The sequence below is a fragment of the Microbacterium sulfonylureivorans genome (assembly GCF_003999995.1).
Taxonomy (GTDB): domain Bacteria; phylum Actinomycetota; class Actinomycetes; order Actinomycetales; family Microbacteriaceae; genus Microbacterium; species Microbacterium sulfonylureivorans.
Window position 1 is genome coordinate 1,746,391 of record NZ_RJAD01000001.1, and the last position, 17,010, is coordinate 1,763,400.

The window sequence follows — 17,010 nt, forward strand, 5'->3', positions numbered from 1 at the left end:
CGCCAAGTACGTCAGCAACGGCCGCCGACCGGACAGCCGAGCGCGGTGTTGTGGCGCTGGTAGTGCCACCACCGCATCCATCCCACGGTCACGAGCTCGACTTACTTGATCGCGCGCAACTACTCTTTGGCAGCGGATCAGTTCGACATTGAACAACCCACGCACGTCGCGATGCGGGCGTTGTCCAGCGGGTCCCCGACGGACACGACCGAAGGGTTGTGCCGACTTCAGGGATCCGCGATCACGCACCTGAGCCGCTTTGATCTCGGCATGCCCACTGGTACCCCCGCCGGATCACCATCTGGACGAACGAGAACCTCCGAGTCTTCGGCGGCAGGACAAGCTGACCGTTTCGGACTCGGAGGTTCTCGTTCGTGGAGCGCGACGATTAGGTCGCTGGAACCCCCCTGATCTCGGAGTGTCGCATCAGAAGATGTTGACCGAGTAGATCGACCGATAGCCCGGCGCGCTTATCCGGACGTACCGAGCGGTCGTGGGATTGAACGTGTCCGTCGACGTCAGCCCGGTAGGGATGGTCGAGTTTCGGACTGTCGTGTAGTTCGTCCCGTCGGTGGACACCTGGACGGTGTAGCTGCCGCCCGTCTCCCATCGTGCGTTGACCTGGCGAACACTCTGGCTAGAACCGAGATCGACCTGGATCCAGGTCGCGCCGGTCGTGTTCGATGCCCACCGTGAGGACTCGCTGCTGTCGGTGACGTTCACAGGCTGGAAGAGGCTCGAGTTCTGCCAGACCCCGCTACTGGTCACCGACTGGCGACCGACTGCCAAGTCCGGGCGGTAGTCGGTCACCGCGTTGTAGGAGACCCTGAAGTCCGAGAAGGAAGTGGTGTTGCTGGTGCCGGTGGGGGTCGCGGAGCCTCCCACCAGCGCAGGAACGCCTGCGCGCCCTCGACGGTCCCAGAAGAATTGCCACTTCTCGGGCTCCGTCGTCCCGTCCTGCCAGACCTTGGCATAGAGGGCGCCCGAGTCCATTCTCAGCTTGAACCGGTACCACGTGTCTTCGGTCCAGGCGAAGGTGTATTGAGGGCCGGCCGTGACCCCGTCATCGACGAACGCGATCTTGTCCTTGTTTCCAATGAGGGCGAGGCTATAGCCGTTTCCGGTCGCCGGGTCCGTCAGCAGGCCGATTCCTGCGCGCGCCCACGGATCGGTGCTCCAGGAGTCAACGCGGACTTTCGCGCTCACCGTGACGTTGTCCGGGTAGGTGATCCCGCTGTTGCTGAGAACGAGCTTCTTCGGATCGCCCGTCATCGTCTCGGTCTGGCTCACGACGTTTCCGTTGACGCTCCAGGCGCCACCCTTCGTCGCCCAGGCGCCGCCGAGCGTGCCGAAGTTGTCCGTATAGAGCGTCGCTCCCACGGTTGTCGCCACGTTCGAGATCGATGCTGCGTTGCCTGCCGGATCCGTCGCCTTGATCGCGTAGTAGTAGTTCGCGGTCGAGGTGAGGCCGGTGATCTGCATACTCTGCGGGCTGCCGCCCGACACGGGGGTGGGAGCTCCTGTGGCGAGGGACGCGGTCGACCAGTTCGACGCGGTGATCGGCGAGGTGGAGTAGCGGACCTCGTAGGAAGCCGCCGTTCCGACATGGCCGTCGTCGCCGGCCGACGTCCAGTTGAGGGTCGTTGTGCCCGAACCGTTGGCTGTCGCCCGCAGATCCAGTACCCCGGACGGATCTGTCGTGTCCGTCGTGGCGGACGTCTGAGCCACCAGGTCGGTGAGGCGGTACGTCTTCGAATCTGCCAAGTACACCTGGTAACGGATCTTCACGGTGTCAGAGCGCAGCGCGATCTTCTTGCTGCTGGATCCCCAGTTCGTGGTCGTCGGCACGACCAGCGGGTCGGTCTGGGTCTTCGTGCCGCTGCTGTTGAACTGGAAGACCGCGTAGGTGACGCTGCCCGCGCCGGACTCGACATTCTTCGCCTTCCCGCCGAACGTGAGCGATCCGCCCCCGGTGACGTCGGCGTCCTGATACACGCTGTTCCCAGTCGCGCAGGATGCTCCGCAGGACACCTTCATGTATTGCCCGCCATTCGGAGAGCCGTAGGGATCCCTCTGTGCGGAGATCGTCACAGCGGAGTTCCACGGCGTCCACCCCGACGTGTCGGCCTTCCACAGATCGGCGTTCGACAGCACGTTGGTCGACTTCTCGAGCCTGTACCAGTACATCCCGTCGTTTCCGACATTCAAGTTAGCCGGGATGTGGGATCCCCGGTTGGCGGCGAGATAGTAGAAGCCGTCCGTGGGGTCCTTGAAGACGTTCAGGTACGTGAGGTTGCATGGCGTCTGCGTGCCGCCGGCGCCGTCGCCGGCGGTGCTCGAGTACATGATCGGATTTCCGTCCGGGAACTGATCCCAGTCGTTATTGTTCAAAGTGGTGCTGCGGAAAGCGCCCCAATCCCAGTGCTTGTCGGTGTCGCAGTTCATCCCGTTGTCGGCGGCTTCGACGAAGTTGTAGTACATGCCATCTTCTTTGATCATGCTGCCGGCGCCGGGCCCCTGGGTCCCGCCGATCCAGGTCTCCCGCCAGCCGGCGATGTCGTACGGGCTGTGGATGGCATCAGCCGGGGTTCCCTTCGACGGGTCACCAGCGATCCACGTGTCGAAATCCTGGGTCTTCGCTACACCGCGATAGAAGTGAGTCGGCCAACCGTCGGTGCTGCCGTACTTGTCGTAGCCGTGGAACGACACCCAGTAGTAGCCCTCCTCGTCGTATTCGATGATCTCGAAGGTGCCTTCTTCGGTGGCATTTCCCGGTCCTCCTGCCAACACCGAGCAGTTAGCCGTGGCGCTCGTGCAGATGGCCCGCCACAGATCGCCTCGAGCGAAGAGCGGGTTCCCTCCGGGTGGCGCGATGGTGAACTCCCCCATCGGATCAGCGCCATCGCGCCCGAGCTCACAGGTGCGCCATGCGCCGCTCGCTCCCAAGCACTGGAAGATGTAGTGCCAGCGGTCCTCGGTCTGGTTGTAGTAGGCGTCGCCATCCGAGGCCATGCAAGACCACTCGGTGCCCGGAGTGTGGGTGATGATCGTCACCGGTGCGCTCCAGCTTGCGCCCTTATCGGTGGACTTGCGCACCTGGACGTCCAAGGCAAGCGAGCATCCCGGGGTGTTGTAAACCATCTGCCGGTTGAACAAATACCACGTGCCGTCCGGCATCACCTCGACCATGCTCCCGTACAGCTGAAGGCTGTTCTCGCCGGCGACGTTCTTCCGGACGAATGTCCATTGGGCGTCGCCATCCCACCACTCGGCCATGGTGCCCGGCTCCCCGGTCCCGGTTGCCGCCTGTGCGGGAACGGCACCGAGGGGATCCTGGCTCACGATCGCGCCCGCGGTTGAGCCCACGATGATCAGAGCCGCCGCGAGTGCAACACTCCGCCGCAGTCTCCCGAAACGCCGACTTTTCTGTTCCTGACGATGCATCTGGCTACCTCTCTGTAGCGAACTGACCACGGCGCACGGGCCGGCCTCCATACGGAGGTCTGGTATCGTTATCAACCGCACGCTAGCAGAAAGGCGCCCAGTTCACCAGAGAGCCCCTTCCGCGCATGCGGACTGCGCCAAGGGCCTGCCCGGTCACATCGCGCGGTACCGCTGGCTAGCATCATGACTATGCCCCAACCCCCCCGACACACGAGCAGAAGCGGACTCCGCTCGGTGCCGACCATACAAGACGTGGCCGCAACAGCGGGCGTCTCGCCCATGACCGTGTCAAGGGTGCTTCACGGCGGACTCAACGTGCGCCCTGAGAAAGTGGCGCTGGTGCACGAGGCCGTCGCTGCCCTCGGCTATCGACGGAACGAGAATGCCCGAAGCATCCGTCCTGGCCAGCGGACGGGTCTGATCGGTGTCGTGATCACCAACGTCGCTAACCCGTACTACGGCGCACTGCAGCTTGGAGTGGAGCAGGTCGTTTCCAAGGGCGGAAGTCGGCTCCTCGTTGGGACGAGCGGGGAGAGCATCGAGCGAGAGCAGGCTCTCGTCTCCGACTTTATCGGTCGACAGATTGACGGTCTCATCGTCGTGCCTGCCGGCGGGGAGACCAGCCACCTGCTGGAGGCTCAATCGTCAGGGATACCAGTGGTACTCGCATCAAGACGACTGGCTGGCCTCGATGCAGATGTGGTTCTCGTCGATGACATCGCCGGTGCCCGCCTCGGTGTCGAACAACTCATCGCCGAAGGCCATTCGCGGATCGCATACCTGGGGAACCTTCCATCCGTCTTCACCAGCGGCCGCAGGCTAGAGGGATTCCGGGCGGCGCATCGCGATGCCGGCGTCCCCGTCGATGAGCGGCTGATCTGCGCGGGCCAGAACGACGCCGCACATGCGCGGGTTGCGATGGCGGCGTTGCTTGATCTCGCCGAGCGCCCCACGGCGGTCTTCAGCGCGAACAACAGGAACACCGTCGGCGTACTCCAGGCGCTGGCGGATGCGGGCGAGCAGACAGACATACGTGTGGTGGGATTCGACAACTTCGATCTCGCTCAGATGGTGCCCTTCAGACTCTCCATCATCGACCACGACCCTACCGAGTTAGGCAGGATAGCCGGCTCCATGATCGAGGACCGGCTGAATAGTCGCTCCGCGGCACCGCCCCGACTGGTCGAACTTCCGACCCGCCTCATTCTCTAGGATTCCGCAGCGACTCGAACAGCGTGGAGTGATCGAACTCGGCGAGGTGCTCGGCGGACCGGCGGGGAGGTACGCCAGCGGATACGACTCCCGTCGTATCCGAGGACCCGCGGTCTCCGGGCGCCGCTAGCTCACGATCGCGTCATGGGGTGCCCGTAGGCCGCGTGCTCCAGACCGCGGATGTAGCCGATCGCGAACAGGCGGCCGAGTGTCTCATACCCGGGTCGCGCGTTGCCTTCACCGGCGAGCGTCGGCACGTGGTCGGGACGCATCGCGCCTTCGAACCCGATCTCGTAGTAGGCGTCCATGCACGCCGGCATGTCGGTCTGGCCGGCGTCGTGGAAGGTCTCCTGGAAGCGGTCGACATTACCCTTCACATCGCGGAAGTGCACGAACGGGATGCCCTCGGTGCCGAACTCGCGGATGAGGTCCGGGATCGAGGTCGCCCCATCGATCACCTCGGGCATCAGCGCGAAGTTGCCCTGGCAGAAGGTAATCCCGTTGCTCTCGGACGGCTGCAGCGACAGTAGCCGGCGGAAGGACTCGACCGAGCTCATGATCCGCGGCAGGTTGCGGTCCACCGGCTGCGGCGGGTCATCGGGATGCATGGCGAGCCGCACACCGACTTCCTCAGCCACCGGCACGATCGCGGCAAGAAAGTACTCCAGGCCCGCCCACATCTGCTCGCGAGTGACCCTGCCGGGCTCCACGAGGGGCTCGCCGGCCTGCGCGGTCGCGCGGTCGTAACCGGTGACCAGTGCGCCGCCGCGGTCGGCGATTGCGATGTCGGTGCGTCCCCAGCTCGACAGTCCCATCCAGTTGTAGGCGAGGGTGGGGATGCCGAGGCGTCCCATCGCCCGCACCTGGGCGATCACGTTGTCGATTTGCTCGTCGCGGCCGTCGAGGCCGAGCCGCGCCTTGTCGATGGGAGCGGTGTCCTCGAGCGCGACGAGGGTGAATCCGTGGTCGGCGTAGGTCGCGAGATTGTGCGCGATGGCCGCTTCGCTCCATGGCACCTCGTCGCGGTCGTCGGCCGTCCAGCCGCCAGCGCCCACCGAGGCGAACATCCGCTGGTCCTGCTCGGCGCCGTTGAGCACTCCGACGACGTTGTCGACCCCGACCTGGCGAATGAGTTTCCACGACTCCTCGGGTCGCGGCGGAAGGAATTCACTCAGCTGAATCATCGGGCCCGGTCTCTCGTTCTCTGGAATCGGTCATCGTTTGGCGGGGAGCGCAGTTGCGATGCGCGCGAGCAGTCCGCCGTCGACGCGCAGCTCAGCGCCGGTCACGAAGCTCGCGGCGTCGCTGGCGAGAAAGGAGACGGCCTCGCCGATCCCGCCGGCTAATGCACCACGACCGACGCTCCGCGGCGCGTGAGGGTCAGCGCGACGCCACGGCCGATCCCCTGGGATCCGCCCATGACCAAGGTGACCATTGCCCTGACCACCACGCTTACCAGCATCGCGCTCGCGCGGCTCAGCCTGCGACGCACGCCGGCGTGACGGCGGTCCCCGTCTCAGGCCCGTGGTGCGTGGAATCGTTACCAAACGGCCCGTCCCCTAATGAAGCCATCGAATGTCGTCGTATGACAACTTCCCACTGTTCACCTGCCCCGGGGTGAGCGGATCTTCGCAGGTTCGGCCACATGGATACAGTTGCGATCCCCTGCCGACAGAGTCGTCCATCCCGTGATCACTATCGAAGCGTAACCGGGAGTTGATCTCCGGGTCCTCATGGACCACGGTGCACGCCCGCCGTCAGGCGGCAATCGATCAGTGCGGTGGTGAGGCAACCCGAGCTTACTGCTGTGACTCCTCGCCGCTCGCGTTCAGTCGTTTAACCTGATATCGTTACCACGATGGACGATGGCGGGGCTGCTCTCGGCGCGACAGCACGACGTCGAGCGCGGCGTGCTAGCGCCAAGGATTGCGTTCGAGGCGCCGTTGGTTCCGGCCAGGGTGAGGACGTGGTGCTGATGGCGGGCGGATCGTCAGCCAGGATTGTGGATGAGCTGCGTGGCGCAACATTGGCTACGTCTCATCCGAGGGTGCTCGCCGGACGCGTATGGGGCCGGACATTCGCGCAACGGGCAGTCGCTGGAGGATGTGGACTGTCCGATCCACTGATGGTCGCGGCGCAGAGCGCCTCGGACTTTACTCGTGTGACCGCTGTATTCGGCCAGGCGCACTGCACAGTCGGCAACGCCCAGGAGCGACTCTCGCTCATCGTCAACGGCACGCTACGGCACGTCAATGGTCGCGGATCCTTCCTTAGGGGAGCTCCACGGCTTGCCCCGGTGACACCACGGAATCGACCAAGGCCACCACGCGGTCGATCCTCGACTGGTCTGGCGATTCTCGCTCGAGAGAGATGTCGCGCCCACCCCAGGGGTGCGACCGTTCCCCGCGTCAAGCGAGGAACAGCGTCATGTCTTGCAGGGGGCATGTGCATGACGAAGGGCCCCGTCGGCAATCACCAATGCCGGCGGGGCCGCCTCCGGTCGACGTGGTTGGCGCGTCGCGCCGACTCGCGAACCGCCAGACGAAACTTGTCGAACTTGTCGAACTCTCGGCCGGCGAGTGGGACCGGCGCACGCGCAAGTACCACCGCGTACGACATCGCAGACATCGCCGTTCCTGCCGCGAGCGTGTTCGCCAAGAGTCGGAGCGAAGGCTGGCGTTGGATGACAACCGCACAAGACACAGATGCCGGACGCTTCCCCGCGAGGGCGACCACTGCTAGCGTGACCGACGTTGTCCTGTGGGACGTGTTCGTCGACGATACGTGCTTGACCGTGCCCGTTCGGCGCCCAGAGCGCACCCCTGCTCTCCCCGCAGACTCGCAGGACACATTTGAGGACTGAAATGCGCGTAACGCACCGCCCCAGGTGGACTCCAACGTTGAGTGGTGTGGTGGTCGCGGCGCTCGTGGCCTCTATCCTCATCGCGCCTCTTGCGGTGAGCGCCCCTCCGGCGGCCGCGACGGTTCCGGGGACGCCGGGCACGCCGCAGCCTCCGACGGCTCTGTTCACGGAGGACTTCTCGTCGCAAAGCGCCACGGGCGGCGCGATCGACATCGTGGGGTATCAGGGGTCCCCCGGTACGGCGTACGTACCGGGAAGTAGCGGCGCCAGCGGCGAGACGTACTTCGCCGACCCGAACTGGCGCATGTCGGCTCGTCTGTGCAATGGGTTCATCATCAACGGGTCGACGCCGCTGCTCGCCGGGGATCCGTGCGGGAGCATCGCCGTGGGAATGAACGCGATGAAGCAGCTCGCCAGCTACATCGGTCAATTCCAGGGGATGACGGCCGCGGCGCGTCCACAGAACCAGGCGCTCGTGTCGTACACCTGGGAGCCGCCGCCCCCCGGACCCGGCATCCAGTTCCAGACGAACGCTCCGATCCCTGCGATCGACGGGCATTTCTACCGTGTCACTGCGGTGTTCGGCCAGGCGAACTGCGGGACCGGCAACCCCCAGGAGCGACTGTCGCTGATCGTCAACGGTGCGCTGCGCGCGCTGGCATCCAACCTCACACCTTGCACGGCGCCCGGCTTCGTCGACTACCCTCCGATCCAGACGACACTCCCGACGCGCGTCGCGGCGTTGACGACCCCCGCGACGAAGGTGAACGCCGCGACGCCCGGCGGCACGCCGACGGTGGGGATGCAGCTCTTCAACGGGCAGGGCACTGGCGCCGGCAACGACGTGGTGTTCGACCTGCCGCAGATCATGGACGTGACGCCGCAGCTCGACAAGGCCTTCAGTCCTGCGTCGATCGCATCGGGACAGACCTCGACCCTTACCTTTACGATCACGAATACCAACGAGCTCGGCGGGAAGGCGGGCATCGGGTTCCGGGATGAGCTGCCCGCCGGTGTCACCGCTACCGGCGTGAACGCCACCACCTGCACCAACGGTCAGGTCGCGGCGGCGGCGGGTTCGACGAGCGCCGTGCTCACGGGCGCGTCCCTGAATCTGGGCCAGAACGCCTGCACGGTGACGGTGCAGGTGACCGCATCGACGCCGGGGTCGTACATCAACGGACCGGACAACTTCCCTGCCGGCGTCGCAGGGCTGGACGGTCTCAACCCGCCGGCGGAGACCACGCTCACCGTCACCGCGCCGGCATCCCTCAACCTGGTCAAGTCGACGACTACGGAGGCCATCACGAGGGTCGGCCAGGTCGTCACCTACCGGTTCCTGATCACGAACGACGGCCCGACCGCCCTGTCGAACCTGCAGGTGAACGACACCCAGGTGGCGCCGGCGACGCAAGCGAACATGTCGCCCATCCAGTGCGAGACCACGACACTGGCTCCGGATGCTTCCACCACGTGCGTCGGCGCCTACACGGTGACGCAGACGGACCTCGACGCGGGAAGGCTCACCGACCGTGCGACCGCGAGCGCGACGAATCCGGGCGGCCAGACGGTCGTCACTCCGGAGTCGACGCTGACGCTCGCCGGTCCGCAGCCGGGCATCGAGGTCGTGAAGTCGTCGACCACCACGCTGGTGAACGCGGTCGGGCAGCAGATCCCGTACACCTTCCGCGTCACGAACACCGGCAACCAGACGCTGCTGAACGTGACGGTGACCGACACGCAGATCGCCCCAGCGGTCCAGGCCAACCTGTCCGACATCGTGTGCCCGCAGACCTCGCTGTCGCCGGGGGCGTGGGAGGTCTGCACCGCGACGTACACGGCGACGCTCGCCGACCTGCAGAACAGGACGATCAACGACACCGCGACGGCGTCGGGCACGCCCAACGGCGGACCGACGGTGACCTCGGAGCCGTCCGAGCTCACCATCGCCTCGCAGCCCCTGGGCAGCCTCGGCATCGTCAAGTCGACGACCACCGCCGCCGTCACGGCGGTCGGCCAGGTGATCCCGTACACATTCACCGTCACGAACAACTCCACGTCGAATCTGACGAACGTGAGCGTCGCCGACACCGTCGAAGCTCCGTCGCTGCCGGGCAACCTCTCCGCCATCACGTGCCAGACGCTGACCAACCCCGCCGGTGCGTGCTCCGGCATGACGACGCCTCTGGCGCCCGGCCAGGCCGCCAGGTTCACGGGCACGTACACGGTGACGCAGGCCGACGTGAACCAGGGTCGGGTGGCCGACAGCGCCGTCTCGAACGGCACCGGGCCCGGCGGGGTGCCGGTCGCCTCGTCGCCGTCGCGTGTGGTTCTGAACGCGCCGACCTCGTCGCTGACGATCGTGAAGTCGACCGCGACCACCACGGTCTCCGCGGTGGGACAGCAGGTTCCCTACACGTTCACAGTGGCCAATACGGGCAACCAAACCCTGACCAACGTCGCGGTGACCGACACGCAGGTCGCCCCCGCATCACAGGCGAACATGTCGACCGTGACGTGCCAGTCGCTGGCGACGCCGGCCGCGGCATGCGCGGGCACCTCCGCGACGCTCGTGGCGGGGCAGGTGGCGACGTTCTCGGGCACCTACACGGTGACCGCCGCGGACCTCGCGAACGGGTCGGTGAACGACTTCGCCACGGCAGCCGGAACCAACCCCGGCGGCGTCCGGGTGACCTCGCCGCAGTCCTCCGCGACGGTGAACGCCACGACGGTCCCGCTCACGATGGTGAAGACCGTCCAGGAGGACTTCTACGCCGAGATCGGCGAGCTGGTGCACTACACCTTCACGGTGAGGAACAACTCGTCGACGACCTATTCGAACCTCGCGATCCAGGACACGCAGTCGCCTCCCGCGTCGCAGGGGAACCTCTCGACGATCTCGTGCGTCGAGACGACGCTCGACGCCGGCGAGTCGACTACCTGCTCCGCGACGTACGCGGTGACCGCCGCAGACATCGACAACGGCGTGCTGAGCGACCGTGCGACGGCGACGGCTGTCGACGTCGGCGGGACCACCGTTTCCACGGCGCCGTCCAGCGCCATCCTGCTGGCGCAGCCGCAGCCGCGGATCACGCTGCGCAAGACCTCCACGACGTCGCAGATCACCGCGGTGGGCGAGGAGGTGCCGTACGGCTTCGAAGTGACCAACGCCGGCAACGTCACGGTGACGGGCGTGTCCGTCGCCGACACCCAGGTGGCGCCGGCATCGCAAGCGGCCATGTCGCCGGTGGTCTGCCCGACCGGGCCGCTGGCGGCCGGGGCGACCGTCAAGTGCACCGGCACGTACACGGTGTCCGAAGCCGACCTCGACAACGGTCGACTGAAAGACACCGCCGTCGCCACCGCGCTCGCTCCGGGCGGCGACACCGTGACCTCGCCGCGCACCGAGTTGACGATCACCGCCAATCCGGCGCTGGAGATTCAGAAGACGTCGAGCACGGCATCCATCGACACCATCGGCCAGCAGGTGCCGTACACGTTCACGGTGACCAACATCGCGCCGCAGACGGTGTCGAACGTGCGGGTCACCGACACGCAGATCGCCCCGGCATCGCAGACCGCGATGTCACCGATCGTGTGCGACGAGACCACGCTCGGCCCCGACGAGTCGACCGAGTGCCACGGGACGTACACGGCGACCGCGGCCGACCTCGACCACGGGTCGGTGGACGACGTCGCCGTGGCGTCGGCCACGGATCCCTCCGGTGTCGCGCTGCCGCCGTCGGTGCCGGCGACCTTGAGTATCCCCGCGGTCCAGGCGCCCGCGCTCACGGTCTCCAAGACGTCCAACACCTCCGTGATCACCGCTGTCGGTCAGCGCGTGACCTATCAATTCCTGGTGAACAACTCCGGCAACACGACGCTGACGGTCGTGACCGTCGTCGACACCCAGACTCCTCCGGCCTCGCCGGGCAACCTCACCCCGATGTCCTGCCCGATGACCAAGCTCGAGGCGGGACAGTCCCAGATCTGCACGGCGTCGTACACCGTCACCGCGGCAGACCTCGCCAACGGGTCGGTGGCGGACTCCGCGGTGGCCTCGGGCATCGCCCCTGACGGCAGCACGATCGCGTCGGGAGCGGACACCCTCAGCATCCCGGCGCCGGCGACGCCGCCCGCGCTGACCATCGTGAAGTCGTCGAACCTGTCGATCATCTCGACGCTGAACGAAGTCGTGGACTACGGGTTCACCGTCACCAACACCGGCACCGAGACCCTCACGAACGTCTCCGTCACGGATACGCAGATCGCTCCGGCAGTGCAGTCGAACCTGTCCAGCGTCATCTGCCAGTCGCGCAGCAACCCCGCTGCGACCTGCTCGGGGACCACGGCGACGCTGGCTCCAGGGCAGTCCGCGCGCTTCGCGGCGAACTACACCGTCACTCAGCCCGACATCGACCACGGTCGCGTCGACGACACCGCGACCGCGGCGGGCACCAACTCGGGCGGGACGCGCCTCACGTCGGCCCCGTCGGCGCTGTCGATCCTGGTCGAGCCGATCGACCCGGAGGTGTCGATCTCCAAGACCTCGACGACGGCGGAGGTGACCCAGGTTGGGCAGGCGATCCCGTACACCTTCCAGGTCACCAACACCGGCAATCAGACGTTGACCGACATCGCCGTGTCGGACACCGTGGATGCCCCGTCGCTCCAGTCCAACCTGTCCGACGTGGTCTGCCCCGCCGGGGCGCTGGAGCCCGGCGACTCCGTGGACTGCACGGCCATTTACACGGCCACCGCGGCAGACCTCAACGGCGACTCCATCGGGGACGCCGCGGCCGCCCACGGCACGTCGCCGTCCGGCGCGCGGGTGAACTCCTCGCTCGATCCGCTCGAGATTCCGACGGTCCACTCTCCCGCGCTGACCGTGGTCAAGTCATCCACCACCACCGACCTCACCCTGGCCGGTCAGCAGATCCCGTACACCTTCACCGTCACGAATACCGGCAACGTGACGCTGCAGGGCGTCTCGGTCGATGACGTCGTCGCGGCGCCGTCCGACCAGGCGAACCTGTCGGCGGTGACGTGTGCGTCGCTGGCCAACCCGGTGGCGGCGTGCTCGGGTACGACGACGAGTCTCCTCCCCGGCCAGGTGGCGACGTTCGCGGCCACGTACACGACGACGCAGGACGATGTGGACAACGGACGGGTGAGGGATGCCGCGACCGCGACGGGCACCCCGCCGGCGACGGAGGATGACCCCGACCCGGCCTCCGTGACCAGTGAAGCGGCGCCGCTCGCGATTCCCTCGGACCAGGTGCCGCACCTCACCGTGGTGAAGACCTCCACGACGGACGGTGTCACCGAGGCGGGGCAGGTGATTCCGTACATCTTCCGGGTGACCAACGACGGCAACGTGACGATGTCGGACGTGTCAGTCACCGACACGGTGACGGCACCGTCGAATCAGGCGAACCTCTCGGCTGTGACGTGTGAGTCGCTGTCGAACCCCGCCGATACCTGTTCGGGTGCTTCGGTGACGCTGCAGGTCGGACAGGTCGCGATCTTCACGGCCACGTACACGACGACGCAGATCGATGTAGACAGCGGGTCGCTCAACGACAGTGCGACGACGGCGGGCACTCCGCCGGCGACCGAGGAGATCCCCGATCCGCCGGCGTTCGTGAGTCCTGCGTCCGCTGCGTCCATCGCGGTGCTCGCCGAGCCGAGTCTGTCGATTGTGAAGGACTCGGTGACGACTTCGGTGGCGACGGCGGGGGATGCGATCCTATACACGTTCACGGTGACGAATGACGGCAACGTGACGATGTCGGAGGTCTCGGTGAACGACTCCGTGACCGCGCCCTCGGACCCGGCGAATCTGTCCGCGGTGACGTGCCAGGCGCTGTCGAACCCGGCGGCCGCTTGCTCGGGAGCGGCCGTCACGCTGCAGGTCGGTCAGTCGGCCACGTTCACGGCGGCCTATACGACCACTCAGGCAGACATCGACCACGGCACGGTGAGCGACTCCGCCACAGCGTCGGGCAGGCAGCCGGAAACGCTCGGCAACCCGACTCCGCCGCTGTACACGACGCCCGAACCCTCGGGTCTCGACGTCGACGTTGATCAGAACCCGCACCTTATCGTGGCCAAGGAGACGACGACCGGCTCGGTCACCACCCCGGGTCAGGAGATCCCGTACACCTTCACGGTCACCAACGACGGCAACGTCACGATGTCCGAGATCTCGGTGACCGACACCGTCGCGGCTCCGTCCGACCCGGCGAACCTGTCGGCAGAGACCTGCCAGTCGCTGTCGAACCCCGCAGACACGTGCTCCGGTCCGACGGTGACGCTGCAGGTCGGGCAGGTGGCGACGTTCGTGGCGACGTACACGACGACGCAGGCCGACATCGACCACGGCGCGGTGAGCGACAGCGCCAGCGCGTCGGGACGTCCACCCGCGACACCCGAGACCCCGACGCCACCGTTGTTCACCACCCCCGACCCGTCGGCGGTGGACCTGCCGGTCGAGCAGACCCCTCACCTCACGGTGCTCAAGGAGACCACGACGACCGCCGTCACGACCGTCGGTCAGGAGGTCCCGTACACATTCACGGTCACCAACGACGGCAACGTCACGATGGCGGACGTGTCGGTGGCCGACGCGGTGGCTGCGCCATCCGACCCGGCGAGCCTCTCGGCGGTGACCTGCCGGTCGCTGGAAAACCCCGCCGGCAACTGCTCGGGCACGAGCGTCGACCTCGCCGTGGGCCAGGTCGCGACGTTCGGTGCGACGTACACGACGACGCAGGCCGATCTCGATACCGGCGGCGACGTCAGCGACTCCGCGACCGCGACCGGCACGCCGCCGGCGACCGAAGACGATCCGACTCCTCCGCCGTATACGACACCCGACCCCTCGGTGGTCGGCCTGGAAGTTCAGCAGCAGCCGGAGCTGAGCATCGTCAAGGCCACGACGTCGACGTCGGTCACCGCGGTCGGCCAGGTCATCCCGTACACGTTCACCGTCACAAACGAGGGCAACGTCACGATGTCGGGCGTCTCGGTCACCGACACCGTCGCCGCACCGTCCGACCCGGCCAACCTGTCCGCGCCGACGTGTGCGTCGCTGGCGAGCCCGGCCGGACCGTGCTCGGGCACGACGGTGACTCTCGCCGCCGGGCAGGTGGCGACGTTCACCGCGTCCTACACGACGACGGCGGCTGACCTGGATGCCGGAGGCAGCGTGAGCGACTCCGCGACGGCGACCGGCACACCGCCCGCGACCGACGAGAACCCGACTCCGCCGCCCGTCACGACCCAGGTGCCGTCGACCCTTGCCGTTCCGGTGCAGCAGACGCCGCATCTGACCGTCGTCAAGGCGACGACCGCCACCGCCGTCACACGGCTTGGCCAGGAGATCGAGTACACCTTCACGGTCGCCAACGACGGGAACGTGACGATGTCGGGCGTCGCTGTCGACGACACCGTCACCGCGCCGTCCGACCCGGACAACCTCACCGAGGTGACCTGCCAGACGCTCGCGAGCCCTGCCGGTCCGTGCTCCGGGACGACGGTGACCCTCGTGGCCGGGCAGGTCGCGACGTTCACGGCGACGTACACCGCGACGCTGGCCGACCTGCAGGCCGGTGCTCTCGCCGACCGGGCGACGGCCGCGGGGACGCCTCCGGCGACGCCGTCGAGCCCGAACCCGCCGCCGTTCGTGACCTCGGGATCGTCCGTCGTCGTGGTTGTCGATCTCCCGCCGCTGACGGGAGTCTGGGGCGCGAACCAGCGCATGACGATCCTCACGAGCGACCCGCGTCCGCTCATCACCGGGACCGGTGTTCCCGGAGACACGATCGTCCTCCGTGACGGCGACGGCGTGGTCCTCGGGACCGTCGTGGTCGACGCAGACGGGACCTGGTCCTGGTTGCCGACGAGCGACTTCCCGGTCGGCACCACCGAAATCACGGCGACAGACAGCTTCGGACGCACCATCGTGCTGACGATCACCGTCGAGCCTCTGCCCGTTGTCTCGGGGTAGTCCCATGGGTTCTGAGCGCCGAGTCGGACACCGCGGCCTCACGATCGCGGCAGTCGTGGCGGGAGTCCTCGTGATCGCCGCGACGGTGTGGCTCGTGACGGCCGGCGCGCTGACCGGTCGCCCGGCGACGGCGCCCCGTGAGGATGGTGCCCCGACGGCATCCGCTTCGGAGCCTGTGGCGGGGGAGTTCGCGCCTCCCGCCGCGGCGGAGCTCGAAGCGCTCCCCGAGGTGCGCTTCGACGCCGTGATCGGCGGGCTGATCCCGCTCGCCGAGGCCGAGGCACAGGTGGACGGGCGGTACGAGCTGCTGCACAACGCCGCTCTCTACGGCGAGGACCGCCGCACCGCCGTGGCCCGTTTCGCGGCGATCGACTTCCTCGCCGTTCCGTCGACGGTCGTCGTCGTCGAGCAGGACGGCGACTGGTCGCTCGTAATGACCCCTGCCCGGGTGACGCTCCCGTCTGAATCCGACGGCTCTGCGCCGGCGCAGAGCGCCGCCTGGATGCGCACCTCAGACCTCCGCCGTGTCGGGGATCTGCCGGCGCGCGTGGTGATCAGCGTCGCCGACGCCACGCTGACGATCGAGGACCCGTCAGCCGAACCCGCCGTCTTCGACGTCGGCGTCGGCACGCCCGACACCCCCACTCCCACCGGCGTCACCGGATACCTGCAGCAGCGGTATCTCGATCCCAGCCAGGGCGCGGCGGAGCATCCGATCCAGCTGACGTCGCTGCACGCGACCGCGCACGACGAGCCGTACGGTGGAACGGACGGAGGACTGATCGGGATCCACTTCAACCCTGACAACGACGGCGCCGTCTCGCACGGCTGCATCCGACTGAGCGCGGAGGCGATCGACGCGGTGAACAGGCTCCCGCTGGGCACCCCGGTGTCGATCGTTCCCTAGCGCGCACGACCAAGGACGACTCATGCTCACGAACACCCATCGGCGATCCAGTGGAGCGGCCGCGCTTGGCGTGGCGCTGCTGCTCATGACCGGGCTGACCGGCTGCTTTCCGGCCGAGACGGCTGAGACGGCGACGTCTTCACCGACGGCCTCGGACATCACCGGGCTTCCCGAGGGCGTGCAGCAGGCGACGGACGTGCCCACCGACGTTCCGAACGACCCCGATGTGCGGGGGGACGTCGAGCTGACGACCTGCGAGGAGGCCGAGGGCGGCTGGCGGGCCTCCGGCACGGCATCGAACTCGGGGACGAGCACCAAGGATTACACCATCACGGTCTTCTTCACGACCGAGGGCGGCACGGTGATCGGCGCGGGCGACACCGAACTCTCGGTGGCGGCGGGGGAGTCGAGCGAGTGGAGCGTCACCGGCGAACTCACGCCCGCGCCCACTACGAACTGCGTGCTGAGGGGCGTCGGGTGATCTAGCCGAGCCTTCATGACACCTCAGTTGCGCCCGCGAGGTGATTCCACACTCCAGCAGTCGACGCAGCGGGAGCCTGCATACCTTTGGGG

At 67.2% G+C, this 17,010-nt stretch carries 7 protein-coding genes; 4 read left to right on the forward strand and 3 right to left on the reverse strand.

Annotated features, from left to right (window positions below):
• Nucleotides 1-426: 426 nt before the first annotated feature.
• Nucleotides 427-3,276 carry a discoidin domain-containing protein gene (locus EER34_RS07735; protein ID WP_164743490.1) on the reverse strand — a complete coding sequence of 950 codons (2,850 nt, stop codon included), beginning with the start codon at nucleotides 3,274-3,276 and terminating at the stop codon, nucleotides 427-429.
• 420 nt (nucleotides 3,277-3,696) lie between these two features.
• Between EER34_RS07735 and EER34_RS07740 the strand changes: the two genes are divergently transcribed.
• Entirely contained in the window at nucleotides 3,697-4,656 is a 960-nt protein-coding gene (locus tag EER34_RS07740) for a LacI family DNA-binding transcriptional regulator (RefSeq protein ID WP_240642176.1), read from the forward strand.
• A gap of 131 nt (nucleotides 4,657-4,787) precedes the next feature.
• Here the strand turns inward: EER34_RS07740 and EER34_RS07745 are convergent, their stop codons facing one another.
• Together EER34_RS07745 and EER34_RS17625 are read right to left on the reverse strand one after the other, a co-directional pair.
• Entirely contained in the window at nucleotides 4,788-5,840 is a 1,053-nt protein-coding gene (locus tag EER34_RS07745; protein ID WP_127473916.1) for a mannonate dehydratase, read from the reverse strand.
• A gap of 30 nt (nucleotides 5,841-5,870) precedes the next feature.
• Nucleotides 5,871-6,203: an SDR family oxidoreductase gene (locus EER34_RS17625; protein WP_205791409.1), complete on the reverse strand. Its 333-nt coding sequence runs from the start codon at nucleotides 6,201-6,203 to the stop codon at nucleotides 5,871-5,873.
• 1,410 nt (nucleotides 6,204-7,613) lie between these two features.
• On the opposite strand from EER34_RS17625, the gene EER34_RS07760 reads away from it, so the two are divergent.
• From EER34_RS07760 to EER34_RS07770, 3 genes are read left to right on the forward strand one after another with little or no spacing between them, the layout of a single operon-like run.
• Nucleotides 7,614-15,530, forward strand: coding sequence for a DUF7507 domain-containing protein (locus tag EER34_RS07760; protein WP_164743491.1), 7,917 nt, complete (start codon nucleotides 7,614-7,616; stop codon nucleotides 15,528-15,530).
• A 4-nt stretch (nucleotides 15,531-15,534) separates the two neighbouring features.
• Nucleotides 15,535-16,437: a L,D-transpeptidase gene (locus tag EER34_RS07765; protein WP_127473918.1), complete on the forward strand. Its 903-nt coding sequence runs from the start codon at nucleotides 15,535-15,537 to the stop codon at nucleotides 16,435-16,437.
• Between the two features lie 22 nt (nucleotides 16,438-16,459).
• Nucleotides 16,460-16,918: a hypothetical protein gene (locus EER34_RS07770; protein ID WP_127473919.1), complete on the forward strand. Its 459-nt coding sequence runs from the start codon at nucleotides 16,460-16,462 to the stop codon at nucleotides 16,916-16,918.
• Nucleotides 16,919-17,010: the final 92 nt, after the last annotated feature.